Here is a 15469-nt window from a genome sequence, read left to right as displayed (position 1 = left end):
ATGAGATCCATGGATTGGCTTTTTGGCAACGCGGCCTGGGTGCGCCACGCCCTCAACGCCTGGCCCCCCTTCTGGGGAGCAGGCATCAAGATAGAAACATTGAGCCCCGATTTTCGTTTCTGTCGGGTCACCCTCAAGTCCCGCTGGTGGAACAAGAATGCCAACCGAACCCAGTTCGGCGGCAGCATGTTTGCCATGACGGATCCCATCTATCCGCTGATGCTGATGGGCCATTTCAAGAACCGCTATTACGTCTGGGACAAGGCGGGCAGCATCAATTTCATCAAGCCTGGCAAGGGGATGCTGGTGGCGGAGTTCAACCTGACCGACGCCAAGCTGGCATCCATAGTGGCGGCGACCGAGGGGGGCAACAAGCATTTCCCCGAGTTCGAGGTGCAGGTACAAGACAAACGGGGCGAGCTGGTGGCCCAGGTCAGGCGCACCCTGTATGTGAAACCCAAGCCGGAACACAGAACGCCGGGCCAGGCAGCGCCAGCCAGGAAGGAGTAGAAACAACAAGGGCCCCAGCGGGGCCCTTGTTGTCAGAGGAGGGAGATCACTCCAGCTCGCTCAGACACATCTCTTCGTGCAACTGCTTGCACCAGCCCTTGACGCGCTCGGCGGTCAGTTCCGGCTGGCGATCCTCATCGATCCCCAGACCGACGAAGTGCTTGTCATCCACCAGTGCCTTGGAGGCCTCGAACTCGTAGCTCGCGGTTGGCCAGTGGCCGATGATGATGGCACCCTTGGCTTCGACTATGTCACGCAGGGTGCCCATGGCGTCGAGGAAATATTCGGAATAGTCTTCCTGATCGCCGCAGCCGAAGATGGCGACCAGCTTGTTGTTGAAGTCGATCTCTTCGAGCTCGGGGAAGAAGTCATCCCAATCGGCCTGGGCTTCGCCGTAGTACCAAGTCGGGATACCGAACATCAGCAGATCGAAGCTGTCGATGTCGGCCTTGCTGCTCTTGGCAATGTCACGGACTTCAATCAGTTGTTTGCCCAGTTCTTTCTGGATCATCTTGGCGACAGCTTCGGTATTACCGGTATCGCTGCCGAAAAACAGACCTACACTAGCCATAGTGTTTAGTTACCCGTATCTGGTTAATGCTTAACGGTTCAGATTGCGATGCCTGCTGCATGCGCAGACTCAATCTGTTGCTTCAGGATAGATTGGATCAGCTCGGCTCGGCTGACGTTCTGTTGTAGCGCAAGTTGGTTCAGGCGCTCCAGCAATTCGGCCTCCACCTTTAACTCGACCCGCTTCAGGCCGTTCTCCCGATCGCGCTTGAGCTGGTTGCGCTTGTTGATCTTGAGTTGGGTCTCACGGGGGAGTGGATTGGTCTTTGGCCTGCCGGGGCGCTTCTCAGTTGCGAACAGATCCAGTGTTGTTCGATCAGTTTGCTGTTTGGCCATACATCACAGATGAAAAGTAGTTAGCCGATCCCAGAGCCTTCCCAGCCCATTTCGATCAGCCCCTTGGCGACAAAACCCGCGCAACCCAGAAACAGAACCAGCCAGACGATAAAGCGGCCGAAACGGGGCACGTTGCCGCGTTTGAGCACGTCGTGAATGGCCAGACCAATCAGCAGGAAGATGGCCACGAAGAACAGCTTCAGGCCCAGACTCTCGATCAGATCGATATGTTCATACAGCATGGATTGCGCACACTCCTTATGACGGGCGCACTATATCACAAAGGATTTGAAACTGTTAACCGCCTGTCGACAGGAAATCCACAACCAGTTTATTGAACAAAACCGGCTTTTCGGCGTGCAGCCAGTGGCCGGTTCCGGCGATGACACGGGCCTTGGCGGCCGGGAATTGTGCCATCACAGTCTCGGTATATTGAGGCTGCACATAGTCGGAATCGCCCCCCTTGATGAACAGGGTCGGCCCCTCGAAGCGGGTCTGGTCGTCGGGCCAGCCCATGATGTTGGCGTAGTTGCGCTCAAGGGCCGGCACATTGAAGCGCCAGGCCCAGCCCGCCTCGGTTTTGGCGAAGGACTTGAGCAGGAACTGGCGCACCCCGGGGATCTCGACGTATTGGGCCAGCAGGGCCTCGGCCTCGGCACGGCTCTGGGGGGGATTGGCCAGCGTGGCGTTGAGTCCGGCGAACACATTCTGGTGGCGGGCATGGGGGTAGGCCACCGGGGCTATGTCGGCCACCACCAGCCGGTCGACCCGAGCCGGGGCCAGCTTGGCGACCTGCATGGCGACCTTGCCCCCCATGGAGTGACCGACCAGGGATACCTTGTCCAGCGCCAGGTGATCCAGCAGGGCGATCACATCCGCTCCTTGCTGCGGGTAGCTCATCTCATCCGAGTGAAAGGAAGCACCGTGGTTGCGCAGATCGACGCTGATGACCCTGCAGTGTTCGCTCAGGGGGCGGGCCAGCAGGCCGAGGTTGTCCAGGCTGCCGAACAGGCCGTGGATCAGCACGACGACAGGGCCTTGTCCCTGATCCTTGAAATTCAATAATGAGTTTTGTTGCAAAATGACACCTTGTCGGTCGTGGGCTGTTTCGCCTGATTTTTAACACACTGAAAGAAAAGGATTTCATTCCTCGCAGGGCATTTTTTTGTGGTTTTTTTCCAAAAAAACGGCCCGGGATCGGCTATCAGTGCGGGGGATCACACACTTGGCCCGCCATTATGCCGTATTCTCACCGAGATTCATGCACATCTGCCAGCCCCTCCCTTGGGCTGCCGGGTTTGCCTATGTATAATCGCCGCATCCGAATTTCGACGAGTCCAGCGCATCCCTATGAAAACCATCGAGCTTGATGACGATCTCTACTTCTTTATCGCCAGCCAGACCCGGCACATCGGCGAGAGTGCTTCCGATATCCTGCGCCGTCTGCTGGAACAACCCGTCAAGGCGGGGACGACAGTGCCGGCCGCGCCTGTGGCCCAGCCTCAGCCCCTGGCCGATGCCATGGGGCTGGAAGCCCTGCTCGATTCCGGCGAGCTGCAAAAAGAAGAGAAGTCCATCAACCGCTTCATGCTGGTGCTCAGCACCCTGTACCGGGACAACCCGGAGAGCTTCACTCAGGCGACCGAAATAAAGGGGCGCAAGCGCGTCTATTTCTCCCAGGATCCCGAGGCGCTGCGTGCCAGTGGCAGCACCACCAAGCCCAAGCAGGTGCCGGATACCCCGTTCTGGGTCATCACCAACACCAACACCAGCCGCAAGCAGAACATGGTGGCCCAGCTGATGACCAGCATGGGTTATGACGAGGATTTGACCGCTCGGGTGTGCGGCACCGTTTAACGCATCAACGACTCAAGGCCTTGCCGGGCAAGGCTTCTGCTCAAGGAAAACGCCATGGCACAGCATCCCCACGCCGGTCAGCCGGCCCGTTTAAGCGACTTGACCAACATTCCCCGTCTGGTCAGCGCCTACTACCTCAACAAGCCGGACATGAGCCGCCCCGAGCAGCGGGTCGCCTTTGGCACCTCCGGCCATCGGGGCAGCGCCCTGCACAACGCCTTCACCGAATCCCATATTCTGGCGGTGACCCAGGCGCTGGTGGAGTATCGCCAGCAGGCCGGCATCACGGGCCCGCTGTTTGTGGGCATGGACACTCACGCCCTCTCTGAATCCGCCTTCTCCAGCGCGGTGGAAGTGCTGGCGGCCAATGGCGTCGAAACCCGTATTCAGGCAGGCCTCGGCTTCACGCCGACCCCTGTCATCTCCCACGCCATTTTGCGCCACAACGCGGGCAAGCCGGCGGCCCTGGCGGACGGCGTGGTGATCACCCCGTCCCACAACCCGCCGGAAGACGGTGGCTTCAAGTACAACCCCCCCCACGGCGGTCCTGCCGAAGGGGAGATCACCAAGTGGGTGGAAGACAGAGCCAACGCCATTCTGGAAGCCGGTCTGGCCGGCGTGAAGCGGATGCCGTTCGCCGAGGCCCTGGCCAGTGAGTTCGTGGTCGAACACGACTATGTCACCCCCTATGTGGATGATCTCGAGAACGTGCTGGATCTGGCCGCCATCAAGCAGGCTGGCATCAAGATAGGGGTGGACCCTCTCGGCGGCTCCGGTGTGGCCTATTGGGACGTGATCGCCAAGCGCTACGATCTGGACATCGAGGTGGTCAACTATCGCGTCGATCCGACCTTCTCCTTCATGACCCTGGATAAAGACGGCAAGATCCGGATGGACTGCTCCAGCCCCTTCGCCATGGCGGGCCTGATTGCCCTGAAAGACAAGTTCGACATCGCCCTTGGCAACGACCCCGACTACGACCGTCACGGCATAGTCACCAAGGCGGGTCTGATGAACCCGAACCACTATCTGGCGGTGGCCATCCAGTATCTGTTCACCCACAGGACCGGCTGGCCCAAGACGGCGGCCGTCGGCAAGACGCTGGTCTCCTCTTCCATGATCGACCGGGTTGCCGGCGAGATAGGCCGCACCCTGAAAGAGGTGCCGGTCGGCTTCAAGTGGTTCGTGGATGGCCTCTACAGCGGCGAGTTCGGCTTTGGCGGCGAGGAGAGCGCAGGCGCCTCCTTCCTGCGCAAGGACGGCACCGTCTGGACCACAGACAAGGATGGCTTCATCCTGGCGCTGCTGGCCGCCGAGATCCTGGCCGTGACCGGCAAGGATCCTCAGGCCCACTACGATGCGCTGGAAGCCAAGTTCGGTCGCTCCAGCTACCGCCGCATCGACGCTCCCGCCAACAGCGCCCAGAAGGCGGTGCTCTCCAAGCTGGATCCGGCGCTGGTGGAAGCCTCGACCCTGGCAGGTGAGCCCATCATCGCCAAGCTGACCAAGGCGCCCGGCAACAACGCCGCCATCGGTGGCCTGAAGGTGGTGACCGAGAACGGCTGGTTCGCGGCGCGCCCCTCGGGCACCGAGTCTATCTACAAGATCTACATGGAGAGCTTCAAGGGCGAGGCGCACCTGGACCTCATTCAGCAGGAAGCTCAGCAGATAGTCTCAGCGGCCCTGGCCAAGGCCGGCGTCTGAGTCTGAGGCAAGTTTTTGAAGCGCATAAAAAGGAGCCATCTTGGCTCCTTTTTGCTGGGTGTCTGGTGAGGTTCTGGTGCCCGATCAGCCATTTCCCGGCTGGTCGGGGCAAGCCTTGGCAGCCTGCCTGCCCTTGAAGAGAGGCCGGGTCGGCAGCTTCATCAGGAACAGGGAGAGCAGGATCACCGCTATGCCGAGCCACTGGCGAGCGTCCAGGGTCTCCCCCACCAGCAGCACGCCGAAGGAGACAGCCACCATGGGATTGGTGAGGGCCAGCATGCCCATCACCTCGGGGCCGTGGCGCTTGAGCCCCCAGAGCCAGGCCCAGTAGGCCAGCGCCGTGTTGAGCAGGATAAGCCAGATCAGGCCGGGGGCACTCGCCGGTTGAGGCAGCGGCATGGGGCCCGCAAGCCACCAGGCGAGCGGGATCAGCATCAGGCCCCCGAGCAGCAGTTGCCAGGCGGTCAGCGCCAACAGATCGCTCACCGGCCAGCGCTGCATCCAGCGGCTGGACTGGCCGATGAGCAGGGTGGCCAGCAGGGCGCACGCCACGCCGACGGGATCCAGGTTGGCGGAGGGGTTGAGCAGCAGGAGCACACCCGCGAGCCCCATCAGACCCAGCAGCAGCCACTTCAGGCTGGGTCGCTTGCCATCCTGCCACCAGGCCAGCCCCATCAGGATGAGGGGCAGGGTGGCGCCCAGGGTGCCCGCCACCGCCCCCGGCAGTCGATAAGCCGCCACGAACAGCAGGGCGAAGAAGGCGGTGATATTGCAAAACGCCAGCAGGAACTGCCGGTTCCAGGTGAGCGGTGGTTGGCGGGGATGGAGCAGCAACAGCAGTATGCCGGCCGGCAGTGCCCGCCACACGGCCACCCAGTAGGGGGAGTAGTCGGTCAGGTAGAGGCTGACGACGGCATAGGTACTGCCCCAGAGCAGGGGGGCGAGCAGGGCAATCAGCAGTGGCATGGTTGTCTCGCAATGAAGTATCTTGAAGTAAAGATAAATTAGCCGCGAGTTAGTTTATTATCAAGTATCTTTTCGAAAAGATAATGGAGCCGGAATGGATAGTGATCATGTAGACCTGTTGCTGGCCCAGTGGGCACGGCAGCGACCGGATCTCGACTGCTCCCCCATGGGGGTGCTAGGGCGGGTGGCGCGCATGGCGGCCATCGCCGGGCGCGAGGTGAGTGAAGAGCTCAAGGGGTGCGGCCTGCTGGGCTCGGACTTCGACATACTGGCGACCCTGCGCCGGGCCGGTGAGCCGCTGACCCCGACCGCCCTCTACCAGTCCGCCATGCTGAGCTCGGGGGCCATGACGGCCAGGCTCGACAAGCTGGAGCAGCGCGGCCTCATAGTGCGTCAGGCGGCCCCCGATGACAGGCGAAGCCTCTTGGTCTGCCTGACGGAGCCGGGGCGTGAGCTGGTCGACCATGCGGTGGAGCGCCACGTGGCGAACGAGCGGCGTCTGCTGGCCCCGCTGACGGACGAGGAGCAGGGGCAGCTGGCCGCTCTGCTCAAGCGCTGGCTGCTGGAAAACGAATAGCAAAACGGGCCCCTGGGGCCCGTTTTGCATTGGCAAGGCGCGGTTTCAATAACCGCCTCTGGCATCCTTGACCGCCAGACCCAGCTGCCACACCGCCATAGCGTAGTGGGTGCTGTGGTTGTAGCGGGTGATGGCGTAGAAGTTCGGCAGGCCGTACCAGTACTGATAGCCGGTGCCCACATCCAGGCGCAGCAGGCTCGCCTCCTTGTGGTTGCCGAGCGAACCTGTGGGGGCAAGCCCGGCGCCGCGCAGGGTGGCGACCGGGTAGCGGGTCTGGAAGCCGTGCTCATAGCCGGGCAGCTGGCCCTGACCGCGCACCGCCACCGGTTGCCCTTTCTCCCAGCCATGGGCCTTGAAGTAGTTGGCCACGCTGCCGATGGCATCCACCGGATCCCACAGATTGGTGTGGCCATTGCCGTTGAAGTCCACCGCATAGCTGCGGAAGCTCGACGGCATGAACTGGCCATAGCCCATGGCACCGGCGTAGGAGCCCTTGGGTTCGGTGGGATCCATGCCCTCATCCCGGGTCATCACCAGGAAGGCCTCCAGCTCGCCGGTGAAGAAGGTCGCCCGGCGCGGGTAGTCGAACGCCAGGGTCGCCAGGGCATCCAGGATGCGGGTCTTGCCCATCACCCGGCCCCAGCGGGTCTCCACCCCTATGATGCCGACGATGATCTCGGGGGGCACCCCGTAGATCTGCTGCGCCCGATTGAGTTCGCTCTCGTACTCACGCCAGAAGCTGACGCCGTTTTGCACATTGTCCGGGGTGATGAACTTGGCGCGGTAGCGATTCCAGGCGCCGGTCGGCCCTGTGGGCGGCGTGGTAGTGGGCGCCTGGGCGTCCATCAGCCGGATGATCCAGTCGTAGCGCTGTGCCTGGGCCAGCACCCGGTGCAGCTCGGCGCCGTTGAAGCCGTGCTTGTCGACCATGCGCTGCACGAAGTTGTCCACGTTGGTGCGGTTGGCGAAGTCTCCCTTGCTGACTCCCTGGCCGCTCCCCTGCTGGTAGAAGGGTTTGCTCGGCGGCGTCTGATTGATGAAGGCGCTCTGGGGCTGCGGCTTGACCACGGGCTTGGGGGCCGGTGTGCTGCTGCAGCCATAGAGCAGGGGGAACAGGGAGAGGGTGAGGAGAAGGCGACGCATACGGTTCTCGTGAGCCTGAAAAAGAGTGTCGTCATGGTAAAACATTGGCGTCCATGCGCAAGTGCTCAGTGCAGGGCCGGGGGCCCATATTCATCAGCCGCTGAATTCGCCGACAGGCCCGCCCCCTCTCAACGCAGGGTGTGGTAGCCGCTCCAGAGCCGGGTCAGGGTGGTGATGGCGCAGAGTAGGGCAAAGCCGTAGGCCAGCGGGGCGAAGGCGGCGGGCCAGAGGCACATCAGCACGAACAGGGCTATGGTCTCGCTCCCCTCGGTCAGGCCGCCCAGGTAGTAGAGTGACTTGTGGTGGTAGACGGGATTCTCGATGCCGCGCTTGCCCGCCATGATGGCAAAGGCGAGGAAGCTCGAGCCCGTGCCCATGAAGGCGAACAGCAGGGTGGCGGCGGGCAGGGCGTTGGCGGGGTCGCTCAAGGCAAAGCCCAGCACCACGGCGGCATAGAAGATGAAGTCGAGGCTGATGTCGAGGAAGCCGCCGCAGTCGGTGATCCCGCTCTGGCGCGCCACTGCACCATCCAGGCCGTCCAGCAGCCGGTTGATCAGGATGGCGAGCAGCGCCCAGCCGTGCCATCCCAGCGCCAGCAGCGGCAAGGCCAGCATGCCGATGGCAAAGCCGGTGAGGCTTATCTGGTTGGCGCTGATCCCGGCCCGGCACAGGGGGACGGCCAGCAGCTGGAGGGGGCGGCGAATGAGGGGGATCAGATGGCGGTCAAACAAGGTCTATGTCCTCTTTGGTCAAGCAGGGAGTGGTCAGGGTGAGGATAGCCCCCGGGGCATCCTCCTCGTCGTGGCTGACCAGCAGGGCGGGTATCCCCAGCGCCTTGAGCCGCTCGAACACCAGGCTTTTGAAGGCAGCGCGCAGCGGCTTGTCGAGGCGGGAGAAGGGCTCGTCCAGCAGCAGGGCCTCTGGCTCTGCCAGCAGGGCCCGCAGCAGGCTGACGCGCGCCTTCTGACCGCCGGAGAGCTGGCCCGGCAGCTTGTCCGCCTGTCCTTCCAGTCCCACCTCTGCCAGCGCCTCCAGGGCGCAGGCCCGCCTCGCCGCCATCCCCCTGAGATGAGCCGGCATGCCGAACATCAGGTTCTCAGCCACCGTCAGATGGGCAAACAGCAGGTCGTCCTGAAACAGCATGCCGATGCGCCTGGCCTGGGGCATCAAGGGAGTGAGCAGCCGCTCGCCGAGCCGTATCTCCCCCGCCAGCCGGATAGGCCCCCCCGGGGGCAGCACCCCCGCCAGGGCCGCCAGCAGGGAGCTCTTGCCGCAGCCGCTCGGGCCCATCAGGGTCAGTACCTCGCCGGGGGCCACCGTCAGGGGGGGCAACGTCAGCAGGGGCTGGTCATCCAGGTAGAGGGTGAGCGCGGTGGTATGCAGCATGATCAAGGCCTCAGTGCGGGATTGATACGGCGGGGTAGCCAGAGTACCAGGCCGTAGATGAAGAGGGGCAACAGCAGTTGCAGCAGGCCATAGAGGCCAGCCAGTCGCCGGTTGAGGCCGCTGCCGATGGCCACCGCCTCTGTGGTGATGGTGACCACGCGGCCCGCGCCAAACAGCAGGGTGGGCAGGTATTGGGCCAGGCTCACCGCCGCCCCGACCCCGAAGGCGAACAGCAGCGGCCGCGCCAGCAGCGGTCCCTTCACCCGCCACCAGGCGCGCCAGGGGGTGGCCCCGAGGGAGAGTGCCACCCGGGTGAGGCGATCGTCGAACTGGCGATAGGGACCGTGCAGGCAGAGGTAGACGTAAGGGAAGACGAACAGCAGCTGGCTCCAGAGCACCCAGCCCGGCCCTATGCCGTCGACGGCGTCGAGGCAGTCGATCTGCAGGCGCAGCCCGAACAGCAGGCTGGCCTGGGGCAACAGCAGCGGCAGGCAGATGAGCCAGAGCGGCCACTGGCGGTCAGGGGAGCGGCGGCCCTGCTGTGCCTCCAGGGCGAGCACCGCCAGCAGCAGTGAGAGGGCGGCGCAGAGCAGGGCCAGCCACAGGCTCTGCCACAGCAGGGGCCCCAGGGTGGGCAGCAGCTCCAGCCAGTGACGGCCGCTCCATTCGCTGGGCCAGAGTGCGGGGAAGGACCAGCGCCGGGCCAGGGACCAGAGCAGCAGGGAGGCCAGCACCAGCAGATTGGTGAGGATCAGCCCCCACACGGCGGTGCGGGCGACTAGCGCAGGCCAGGGCGCGGCGGGGGCGCGTCGCCCATCCAGCCAGCGGGTCTTGCCAAGCGCCCCCTGGCCCCACTCCAGCAGCCGCAAGGTTGCGAGCAGCAAGAGGTTGAGCGCCAGCAGCAGCAGGGCGCCGCTGGCGCTGGCCCCGCGCCACTGGAGGTCAGGGTCCTGATACCAGAGCCAGAGCCGCACCGCCAGGGAGGCAGGGGCATCGGGCCCCAGCAGCAGGGCGAGATCCACCACCCCCAGGCCATAGGCCGCCACCGCATAGAGGGGCAGGCGCAGGGCGGGCCAGAGGGCGGGCAGCAGCAGGCGCCACCAGATCTGCGGCCCGCTGAAGCCCATGGTTTGCCCCAGCCACTGCTGGCGGCTGACCCGGGCGGGGTCGAGGGCCGAGAGCGCCATCAGCAGCAGAAAGGGGGTCTCTTTCAAGATGAGCGCCAGGATAAGGCCGAGCCCCCAGGGATCTTTCAGGGTCTGCCAGTCGGGCGGCAAGTCAAAGCCGGTGAGGGCTGGGGAGATCAGGCGCAGCAGCCAGCCGGAGGGGGCGAGCAGGAAGGCCACGCCAATGGCGAAGGCGACGTGGGGCAGGGCCAGCAGGGGGGAGAGCAGGCGGCGAAGCCAGCGCATCCAGGGCCGCCCCTCCCCCTGGGCGAGCAGCAGGGCGGTGAAGATCAGGGCCCCCAGGGTGGAGGCGCCCGCCACCCAGAGGCTCAGGCCCGCCGAGTGCCAGAGCCCGGGCTGGGCGAGCAGCAGGCTGACATGGCCCCTGGCCAGCCCCTCGAGCAGCAGGAGCAGCAGGCCGCCGGCGATAGGGGCGGCCAGCGACAGGGCACACAGCAGGAGAAAGAGGAGGCGCCAGGGCCGGATGCTCATGGTTTAGTGGCCGTAGCGTTCGGCCCAGGCCGCTTCCAGCCGGGTCTGCCAGCTGGGGTGGGGTTCGGCCACTGCCTTGAAGCGCAGGGCCGGCTGATTGTTCCCGGGCAGGGCATCCTGGCGCAGCACGCTGGGGTCGCCCCAGAAGGCGGGATCCGCCTTGCGGGCCTGGGCGGTGGGGCTCAGCAGGAAGTTGGCCACCACCTTGGCACCGGCCCGGGCGCTGGCGTTGAAGGGGATGGCGAGGAAGTGGCTGTTGGTCAGGGCCCCCTTGCTCATGGCAACGGCCCTCACCGCAGGGGGCAGGGTGCCATTTTGCACCGAACTTCGGGCCTCGCCCGGGTTGAAGCTGATGGCCATGGCCAGCTCGCCATCATCGAGCAACTGCTTGGTCTCGGCGGCGCTGGTGGGGAACAGCTTGCCCTTGCGCCAGAGCGCGGGGTGCAACTGATCGAGCCAGGCCCAGAGCGGGGCCGTGAGGCGGGCAAAGTCGGCGTCGTTCGCCTCCCGATACAGTGGCGCGGGATCATCGGTCAGTTCCAGCAAGATCTGCTTGAGAAAGCTGGAACCATGGAACTGGGGCGGCTTGGGATAGGTGAAGCGACCGGGATGAGCCTTGGCCCAGGCGAGCAGCTCGGCCGCCGAGGTGGGCGCTGTGGTGACTTCCTCCGTGTTGACCATCAGGTTGAGCTGCCCTATGCCCCAGGGGGCCTCGAGCCCGGCGACCGGCAGGGTGAAGTCCTCGTGCACCGGCAGCTTGGTGTCCACCAGGGCCATGTTCGGCAGCTCCTGGGTGAAGGGGGCCCCCAGCAGCCCCTGCTCCTTGAGCGCCTTGAAGTTCTCCCCGTTGACCCAGAGCAGGTCGATGGGGCCGCCCGACGTCTTGCCCGCCTGCTTGCTGGCCAGCAGCTGGCTGACGCTCTGGGCTATATCATCCACCTTCACCTGCACCAGGGTGACCCCGTACTGGCGCTCCAGCTCCTGCCCGGCCCATACCAGATAGGCGTTGATCTCCGGGCTGCCGCCCCAGGCATTGAAATAGACGCGCTGGCCCTTCGCCTCGGCTAGGGTCTGCTGCCAGGTCGTCTCGGCGGCGTCGAGCTGGGTCGCCAGCAGCAGGGGGAGGGCTGCGACGAGCAGGGGGTGGAGCAGGGCGCTTAGCCGGGTCTTGAACATGATGAGGGTCTCGTGGGCTCAGGCGCCGCGGCGCCAACTGTGATAACGGGCCAGCAGGGCCAACAGGCGGGTGGGCTGGTGGGCCCGCTTCCACTCACCGGCCAGGTACTTGTTCCCCTCCATCAGGGTGGGATAGGCATGTATGGTGCCCAGGATCTTGCCAAGCCCCAGACGGTGGCGCATGGCGAGCACAAACTCGGCGATCCGCTCGCCGGCGTGAGTGCCCACTATGGTGGCGCCGAGGATCCTGTCCTTGCTCGGCACCGTCAGCACCTCGATAAAGCCGTGGCGCTCGCCGTCGGCGATGGCGCGATCCAGCTCTGCCAGATTGAAGCGGGTCGCCTCGAAGGGAATGCCTTGCGCCTCGGCCTCCTTGCGATTGAGACCGACCCGGGCAATCTCGGGGCTGGTGTAGGTGGCCGCCGGGATCACGCGATAGTCCGCCTTGAAGCGCCTGAACTGGCCAAAGAGGGCGTTGACGGCGGCATACCAGGCCTGATGGGCGGCGAAGTGGGTGAACTGATAGGGGCCCGCTACGTCCCCCACCGCCAGTATGCTGGGGTAGTTGGTAGCCAGAAAGCCGTCGACCTTGACGGTGCCACGGGGGGCCAGCTCCACCCCCAGCTCTTCGAGCCCGAAGCCGCTGACGTTGGCCACCCGGCCAAGGGCCAGCAGCAGCTGATCCCCCTTAACCAGGTGCATCTCATCGCCCCGGCGCAGCTGTAGCCGGATAGGCAGAGTGCCCTCGGCAGCGGGATCATAGTCGGCCCGCTCTGCCCGCCAGCCGGTGAGTAGCCGCACGCCGTCGCGGGCCATCTGTTCGGCCAGTGCCTCTGCCACCTCCCGCTCTTCACGGGGCAGCAGCTGATCGGCCAGCTCCACCAGGGTGATGGGAATGCCGAGCAGGGCAAGGCTCTGGGCCAGCTCGCAGCCGATGGGGCCGCCGCCGAGCACCAGCAGGTGGCGGGGAGGTTCGCGCAGTTGCCAGAAGCTGTCCGAGGTGAGGTAGGGCACCTGCTCAAGACCCGGCAGCTTGGGCACCAGGGGCCTGGCGCCGGTGGCAAGCACTATATGGCGGCTGCTAAGGCGCCTGCCGTCCACCTCCAGCTCCCAGGGGGAGACGAAGCGGGCTCGGCCCTGAATACATTCCACCCCCAGCCCCTGATAGCGCGCAACCGAGTCGTGGGGCTCGACCTCCTTGATCACCGTCGCCACCCGCTCCATCACGGCGGCAAAATCGGCCCGGGACTGGCTGGGGCTGAAGCCAAGTTCGCCAGCCTTGCGCTGTTCAAAGGCGAAGCGGGCGCTTCGGATCAGCGCCTTGGAGGGGACGCAGCCGGTGTTGAGGCAATCTCCCCCCATCTTGTGCTGCTCGATCAGGGCCACCCTGGCCTTGACCGCGGCGGCTATGTAGCTGGTGACCAGGCCGCCGGCACCGGCGCCTATCACCAGCAGGTTGTAGTCGAAGCGAGCCGGTTTGCAATAGGGGGCGTGCAACCGGCGCAGGGCGAGCCTGCGTTGCAGCCCTCGCATCAGCCAGGGCATCAGGCCGAGCAGGGTCAGGGCCGCCACCAGGCCGGGGGAGAGGATATTGCCTGTGCTGGTGAGGCTGGCGAGCTCGCTGCCCGCCAGCACATAGACGAAGGTGCCCGGCAGCATGCCGAGCTGGCTGACCCAGTAGTAGGTACTGACTCTGATGGGGGTGAGCCCCATCAGCAGGTTGATCAGAAAGAAGGGGAAGAGGGGGATGAGGCGCAGGCTCAGCAGATAGAAGGCCCCATCCTTCGCCATGCCGGCCTCAAAGGTGGCCAGCTTGTCCCCAAAGCGGCGGCTCACCCAGTCGCGCAGCAGGAAGCGGGCGCTGAGAAAGGCCAGGGTGGCCCCGAGCGAGCTGGCAAAGGAGACCAGCAAGAGCCCCCAACCGACGCCGAACAGGGCGCTGCCCCCCAGGGTCAGCAGGCTGGCGCCGGGCAGGGAGAGGGCAGTGGTGACCACGTAGAGGAGGGTGAACAGCAGGGCCGCCTGGCCGAAGTGGGCCTGCACCCAGGCCGAGGCTTGATCCTGGTGTGCCTGCAACCGGGAGAGGCTGAGGTAAGCATCGAGATCCAGGACGAAGAATGCGCCGACCAGGCACCCCATCACCAGCAACAGCAGCAGGCGGCCCCGGCTCATTGGTGCTCCCTGTCGGAGGGCGCCGGGCGCTCGGGTTGCACCGGCAGCTGGCAGAAGCCCTGGGGGGCTATGTCGAGGGCGGCATTGAACTTGGCCGACATGTTCTGGAAGGCGATGAGGCCGGTCAGCTCCACCAGGGCATCGTCATCGAACCAGGGCTTGAGACGCGCGGCCTGCTCGTCGCTCACCCCGTTCAGCCCGGTCATGGCCTCGGTGTAGTCGAGCACCGCCCGCTCCCGCTCATCGAACAAGGGGCTGGTGCGCCACTGGGCCAGCGCCTCCACCTTCTCGCTGGAGCCCGCCCGCTTGATGAGGGTCATGGCGTTGATGTCGACGCAAAAGCGGCACCAGTTGAGCTGGGAGACCCGCACCGTCACCAGGGAGCGCAGCACGGGGTCTATGGGGGATCGCTTGCGGTTGATGACGCCGTAGAGGGTGGCGACGGCGGCAAACAGGCGCGGCGAGCGGCCCCAGCACTTGCCCGGGATCAGCACCTGACCGTAGTTGCGTTGCTGCAGCCAGAAAAAGGGGCGGATAAACCAGGCATATTCCCGATCCGGCTTGACCTCAATGCGCATGTTGTTCCTCGTCGAGTCTCTGCATCTTGGGTTTGTAGGCACCCCCCAGCCGTTCGTTGAGCCGGTTCAGGAAGTTCAGGATCCGCCCCCGGTTGACCCCCAGATCGCTGCGCCCCTGGCGGGAGGCGGAGCGCATGTCGACCCGGGTCTCCTTGGGGCCCGTAAAGACCCGCAGCGCCACATCATCCTCAAAGCCGAACCAGCCGGTGGTGACCACGGCATCGAGGCCGTTCGGGCCCGGGCGTACCCGCCAGCCGAGCTCCGTCATCAGCTCCTCCGCCTCGGCGAGCACCTCGGCCGGGGAGGCGTGGGTATAGAGAGGACCGGGGTTGCCGGGAAAAACTTGCAAGGGGGGGGCATTGACGGGGAGATCCTGTGCCGTTCTCAGCTGCTCTGCCCACAGCAGACGGGGCGGATGATGGGGATCTGTGCTGACGTCGTTGGTGAGGGGCGAGCGCAGCGCCTGAACGACAAACAGCAGGGGCAGCAGCAGGGGGGCTATGCCCCAGGCATAGGCCCATAGACAGGGGGAGCTGCGGTAGCGCCAGGGCAGGCGCAGCAGGAGCCAGAGGCTTATCAGGGCGCTCGCGAGGCAGAGGGCGAAACCGACCCACCAGGGCCAGAGATGAGCCCGGCTGCCGAGGGCGCCCCCCAGGGGCAGCAACCAGGCCAGCAGGGGCCACCACAAATAGCTGTGCATATGCAGGATCCACTGGTTATGATGGAGCAATGCCCAGAAGGATAAACTTAATTACCTGATAACGTTAGTAAATTATCTTTATCTTGGCGCTTTTTGCCGCCCTGCACGCAGGGGCAGCAGGGCGGTGGCCAGGGCC

17 protein-coding genes are annotated in these 15469 nt (G+C 64.9%); 4 read left to right on the top strand and 13 right to left on the bottom strand.

Annotation, left to right across the window (positions count from 1 at the left end; genetic code table 11):
- Window positions 1-9 precede the first annotated feature (9 nt).
- The gene (locus ACFWHB_RS14600) at window positions 10-510 is read left to right on the top strand and encodes a DUF4442 domain-containing protein (protein WP_162520198.1); all 501 of its coding nucleotides are present in this window, start codon (window positions 10-12) and stop codon (window positions 508-510) included.
- Window positions 511-556: 46 nt separating this feature from the next.
- On the opposite strand, the gene fldA is transcribed toward ACFWHB_RS14600, so the two are convergent.
- From fldA to ACFWHB_RS14580, 4 genes are read right to left on the bottom strand one after another with little or no spacing between them, the layout of a single operon-like run.
- Entirely contained in the window at window positions 557-1081 is a 525-nt protein-coding gene (gene fldA / locus ACFWHB_RS14595; RefSeq protein WP_005325673.1) for a flavodoxin FldA, read from the bottom strand.
- Between the two features lie 38 nt (window positions 1082-1119).
- Window positions 1120-1416, bottom strand: a complete 297-nt coding sequence (gene ybfE, locus ACFWHB_RS14590) for a LexA regulated protein (protein WP_005325670.1) — start codon at window positions 1414-1416, stop codon at window positions 1120-1122.
- A gap of 20 nt (window positions 1417-1436) precedes the next feature.
- Window positions 1437-1658 carry a DUF2788 domain-containing protein gene (locus tag ACFWHB_RS14585; RefSeq protein ID WP_106887376.1) on the bottom strand — a complete coding sequence of 74 codons (222 nt, stop codon included), beginning with the start codon at window positions 1656-1658 and terminating at the stop codon, window positions 1437-1439.
- A 55-nt stretch (window positions 1659-1713) separates the two neighbouring features.
- Window positions 1714-2478 (bottom strand): alpha/beta fold hydrolase, encoded by a 765-nt coding sequence (locus ACFWHB_RS14580; protein ID WP_163156200.1) that lies wholly within the window; start codon window positions 2476-2478, stop codon window positions 1714-1716.
- A gap of 288 nt (window positions 2479-2766) precedes the next feature.
- Here ACFWHB_RS14580 and seqA point away from each other — a divergent pair, with 288 nt between their 5' ends.
- Both seqA and pgm read left to right on the top strand, forming a co-directional pair.
- Window positions 2767-3273: a replication initiation negative regulator SeqA gene (gene seqA / locus ACFWHB_RS14575; RefSeq protein ID WP_163155970.1), complete on the top strand. Its 507-nt coding sequence runs from the start codon at window positions 2767-2769 to the stop codon at window positions 3271-3273.
- Between the two features lie 54 nt (window positions 3274-3327).
- A complete protein-coding gene (gene pgm, locus ACFWHB_RS14570) occupies window positions 3328-4977 on the top strand; it encodes a phosphoglucomutase (alpha-D-glucose-1,6-bisphosphate-dependent) (protein WP_395948733.1) in 1650 nt (549 codons plus the stop codon).
- 84 nt (window positions 4978-5061) lie between these two features.
- Here the strand turns inward: pgm and ACFWHB_RS14565 are convergent, their stop codons facing one another.
- Window positions 5062-5943 (bottom strand): DMT family transporter, encoded by an 882-nt coding sequence (locus ACFWHB_RS14565; protein ID WP_395948732.1) that lies wholly within the window; start codon window positions 5941-5943, stop codon window positions 5062-5064.
- 94 nt (window positions 5944-6037) lie between these two features.
- On the opposite strand from ACFWHB_RS14565, the gene ACFWHB_RS14560 reads away from it, so the two are divergent.
- Complete coding sequence (locus ACFWHB_RS14560) at window positions 6038-6520, top strand: MarR family winged helix-turn-helix transcriptional regulator (RefSeq protein ID WP_205641381.1); 483 nt, start codon at window positions 6038-6040, stop codon at window positions 6518-6520.
- A gap of 45 nt (window positions 6521-6565) precedes the next feature.
- On the opposite strand, the gene mltB is transcribed toward ACFWHB_RS14560, so the two are convergent.
- The 8 genes from mltB to ACFWHB_RS14520 all read right to left on the bottom strand — a co-directional run bounded on the left by mltB (window position 6566) and on the right by ACFWHB_RS14520 (window position 15333).
- Window positions 6566-7663: a lytic murein transglycosylase B gene (gene mltB, locus ACFWHB_RS14555; RefSeq protein ID WP_234691128.1), complete on the bottom strand. Its 1098-nt coding sequence runs from the start codon at window positions 7661-7663 to the stop codon at window positions 6566-6568.
- Window positions 7664-7791: 128 nt separating this feature from the next.
- Window positions 7792-8394 (bottom strand): CDP-alcohol phosphatidyltransferase family protein, encoded by a 603-nt coding sequence (locus ACFWHB_RS14550; protein ID WP_139745992.1) that lies wholly within the window; start codon window positions 8392-8394, stop codon window positions 7792-7794.
- Window positions 8387-9049, bottom strand: a complete 663-nt coding sequence (locus ACFWHB_RS14545; protein WP_395948731.1) for an ATP-binding cassette domain-containing protein — start codon at window positions 9047-9049, stop codon at window positions 8387-8389. Before ACFWHB_RS14545 ends, ACFWHB_RS14550 begins: the two co-directional genes overlap by 8 nt.
- A 2-nt stretch (window positions 9050-9051) precedes the next feature.
- Window positions 9052-10707, bottom strand: a complete 1656-nt coding sequence (locus tag ACFWHB_RS14540; protein WP_395948730.1) for an ABC transporter permease — start codon at window positions 10705-10707, stop codon at window positions 9052-9054.
- 3 nt (window positions 10708-10710) lie between these two features.
- A complete protein-coding gene (locus tag ACFWHB_RS14535) occupies window positions 10711-11883 on the bottom strand; it encodes an ABC transporter substrate-binding protein (protein ID WP_395948729.1) in 1173 nt (390 codons plus the stop codon).
- A gap of 18 nt (window positions 11884-11901) precedes the next feature.
- Window positions 11902-14055 carry an FAD-dependent oxidoreductase gene (locus ACFWHB_RS14530; RefSeq protein ID WP_395948728.1) on the bottom strand — a complete coding sequence of 718 codons (2154 nt, stop codon included), beginning with the start codon at window positions 14053-14055 and terminating at the stop codon, window positions 11902-11904.
- Complete coding sequence (locus tag ACFWHB_RS14525; protein WP_395948727.1) at window positions 14052-14633, bottom strand: carboxymuconolactone decarboxylase family protein; 582 nt, start codon at window positions 14631-14633, stop codon at window positions 14052-14054. The genes ACFWHB_RS14530 and ACFWHB_RS14525 overlap by 4 nt, the downstream gene beginning before the upstream one ends.
- Window positions 14623-15333 (bottom strand): DUF1499 domain-containing protein, encoded by a 711-nt coding sequence (locus tag ACFWHB_RS14520; protein ID WP_395948726.1) that lies wholly within the window; start codon window positions 15331-15333, stop codon window positions 14623-14625. Before ACFWHB_RS14520 ends, ACFWHB_RS14525 begins: the two co-directional genes overlap by 11 nt.
- Window positions 15334-15469 lie beyond the last annotated feature (136 nt).

It is taken from the genome of Aeromonas mytilicola subsp. aquatica, assembly GCF_044336385.1.
GTDB classification, from domain to species: Bacteria; Pseudomonadota; Gammaproteobacteria; order Enterobacterales; family Aeromonadaceae; genus Aeromonas; species Aeromonas rivipollensis.
This window is presented reverse-complemented; position numbering and strand designations above follow the sequence as displayed.

Bases quoted from the DNA above. Each gene is read 5' to 3' on its own strand.
- ACFWHB_RS14600 (WP_162520198.1), top strand. From the start codon at position 10: ATGGATTGGCTTTTTGGCAACGCGGCCTGGGTGCGCCACGCCCTCAAC.
- fldA (WP_005325673.1), bottom strand. From the start codon at position 1,081: ATGGCTAGTGTAGGTCTGTTTTTCGGCAGCGATACCGGTAATACCGAA.
- ybfE (WP_005325670.1), bottom strand. From the start codon at position 1,416: ATGGCCAAACAGCAAACTGATCGAACAACACTGGATCTGTTCGCAACT.
- ACFWHB_RS14585 (WP_106887376.1), bottom strand. From the start codon at position 1,658: ATGCTGTATGAACATATCGATCTGATCGAGAGTCTGGGCCTGAAGCTG.
- seqA (WP_163155970.1), top strand. From the start codon at position 2,767: ATGAAAACCATCGAGCTTGATGACGATCTCTACTTCTTTATCGCCAGC.
- pgm (WP_395948733.1), top strand. From the start codon at position 3,328: ATGGCACAGCATCCCCACGCCGGTCAGCCGGCCCGTTTAAGCGACTTG.
- ACFWHB_RS14565 (WP_395948732.1), bottom strand. From the start codon at position 5,943: ATGCCACTGCTGATTGCCCTGCTCGCCCCCCTGCTCTGGGGCAGTACC.
- ACFWHB_RS14560 (WP_205641381.1), top strand. From the start codon at position 6,038: ATGGATAGTGATCATGTAGACCTGTTGCTGGCCCAGTGGGCACGGCAG.
- mltB (WP_234691128.1), bottom strand. From the start codon at position 7,663: ATGCGTCGCCTTCTCCTCACCCTCTCCCTGTTCCCCCTGCTCTATGGC.
- ACFWHB_RS14545 (WP_395948731.1), bottom strand. From the start codon at position 9,049: ATGCTGCATACCACCGCGCTCACCCTCTACCTGGATGACCAGCCCCTG.
- ACFWHB_RS14540 (WP_395948730.1), bottom strand. From the start codon at position 10,707: ATGAGCATCCGGCCCTGGCGCCTCCTCTTTCTCCTGCTGTGTGCCCTG.
- ACFWHB_RS14535 (WP_395948729.1), bottom strand. From the start codon at position 11,883: ATGTTCAAGACCCGGCTAAGCGCCCTGCTCCACCCCCTGCTCGTCGCA.
- ACFWHB_RS14530 (WP_395948728.1), bottom strand. From the start codon at position 14,055: ATGAGCCGGGGCCGCCTGCTGCTGTTGCTGGTGATGGGGTGCCTGGTC.
- ACFWHB_RS14525 (WP_395948727.1), bottom strand. From the start codon at position 14,633: ATGCGCATTGAGGTCAAGCCGGATCGGGAATATGCCTGGTTTATCCGC.
- ACFWHB_RS14520 (WP_395948726.1), bottom strand. From the start codon at position 15,333: ATGCACAGCTATTTGTGGTGGCCCCTGCTGGCCTGGTTGCTGCCCCTG.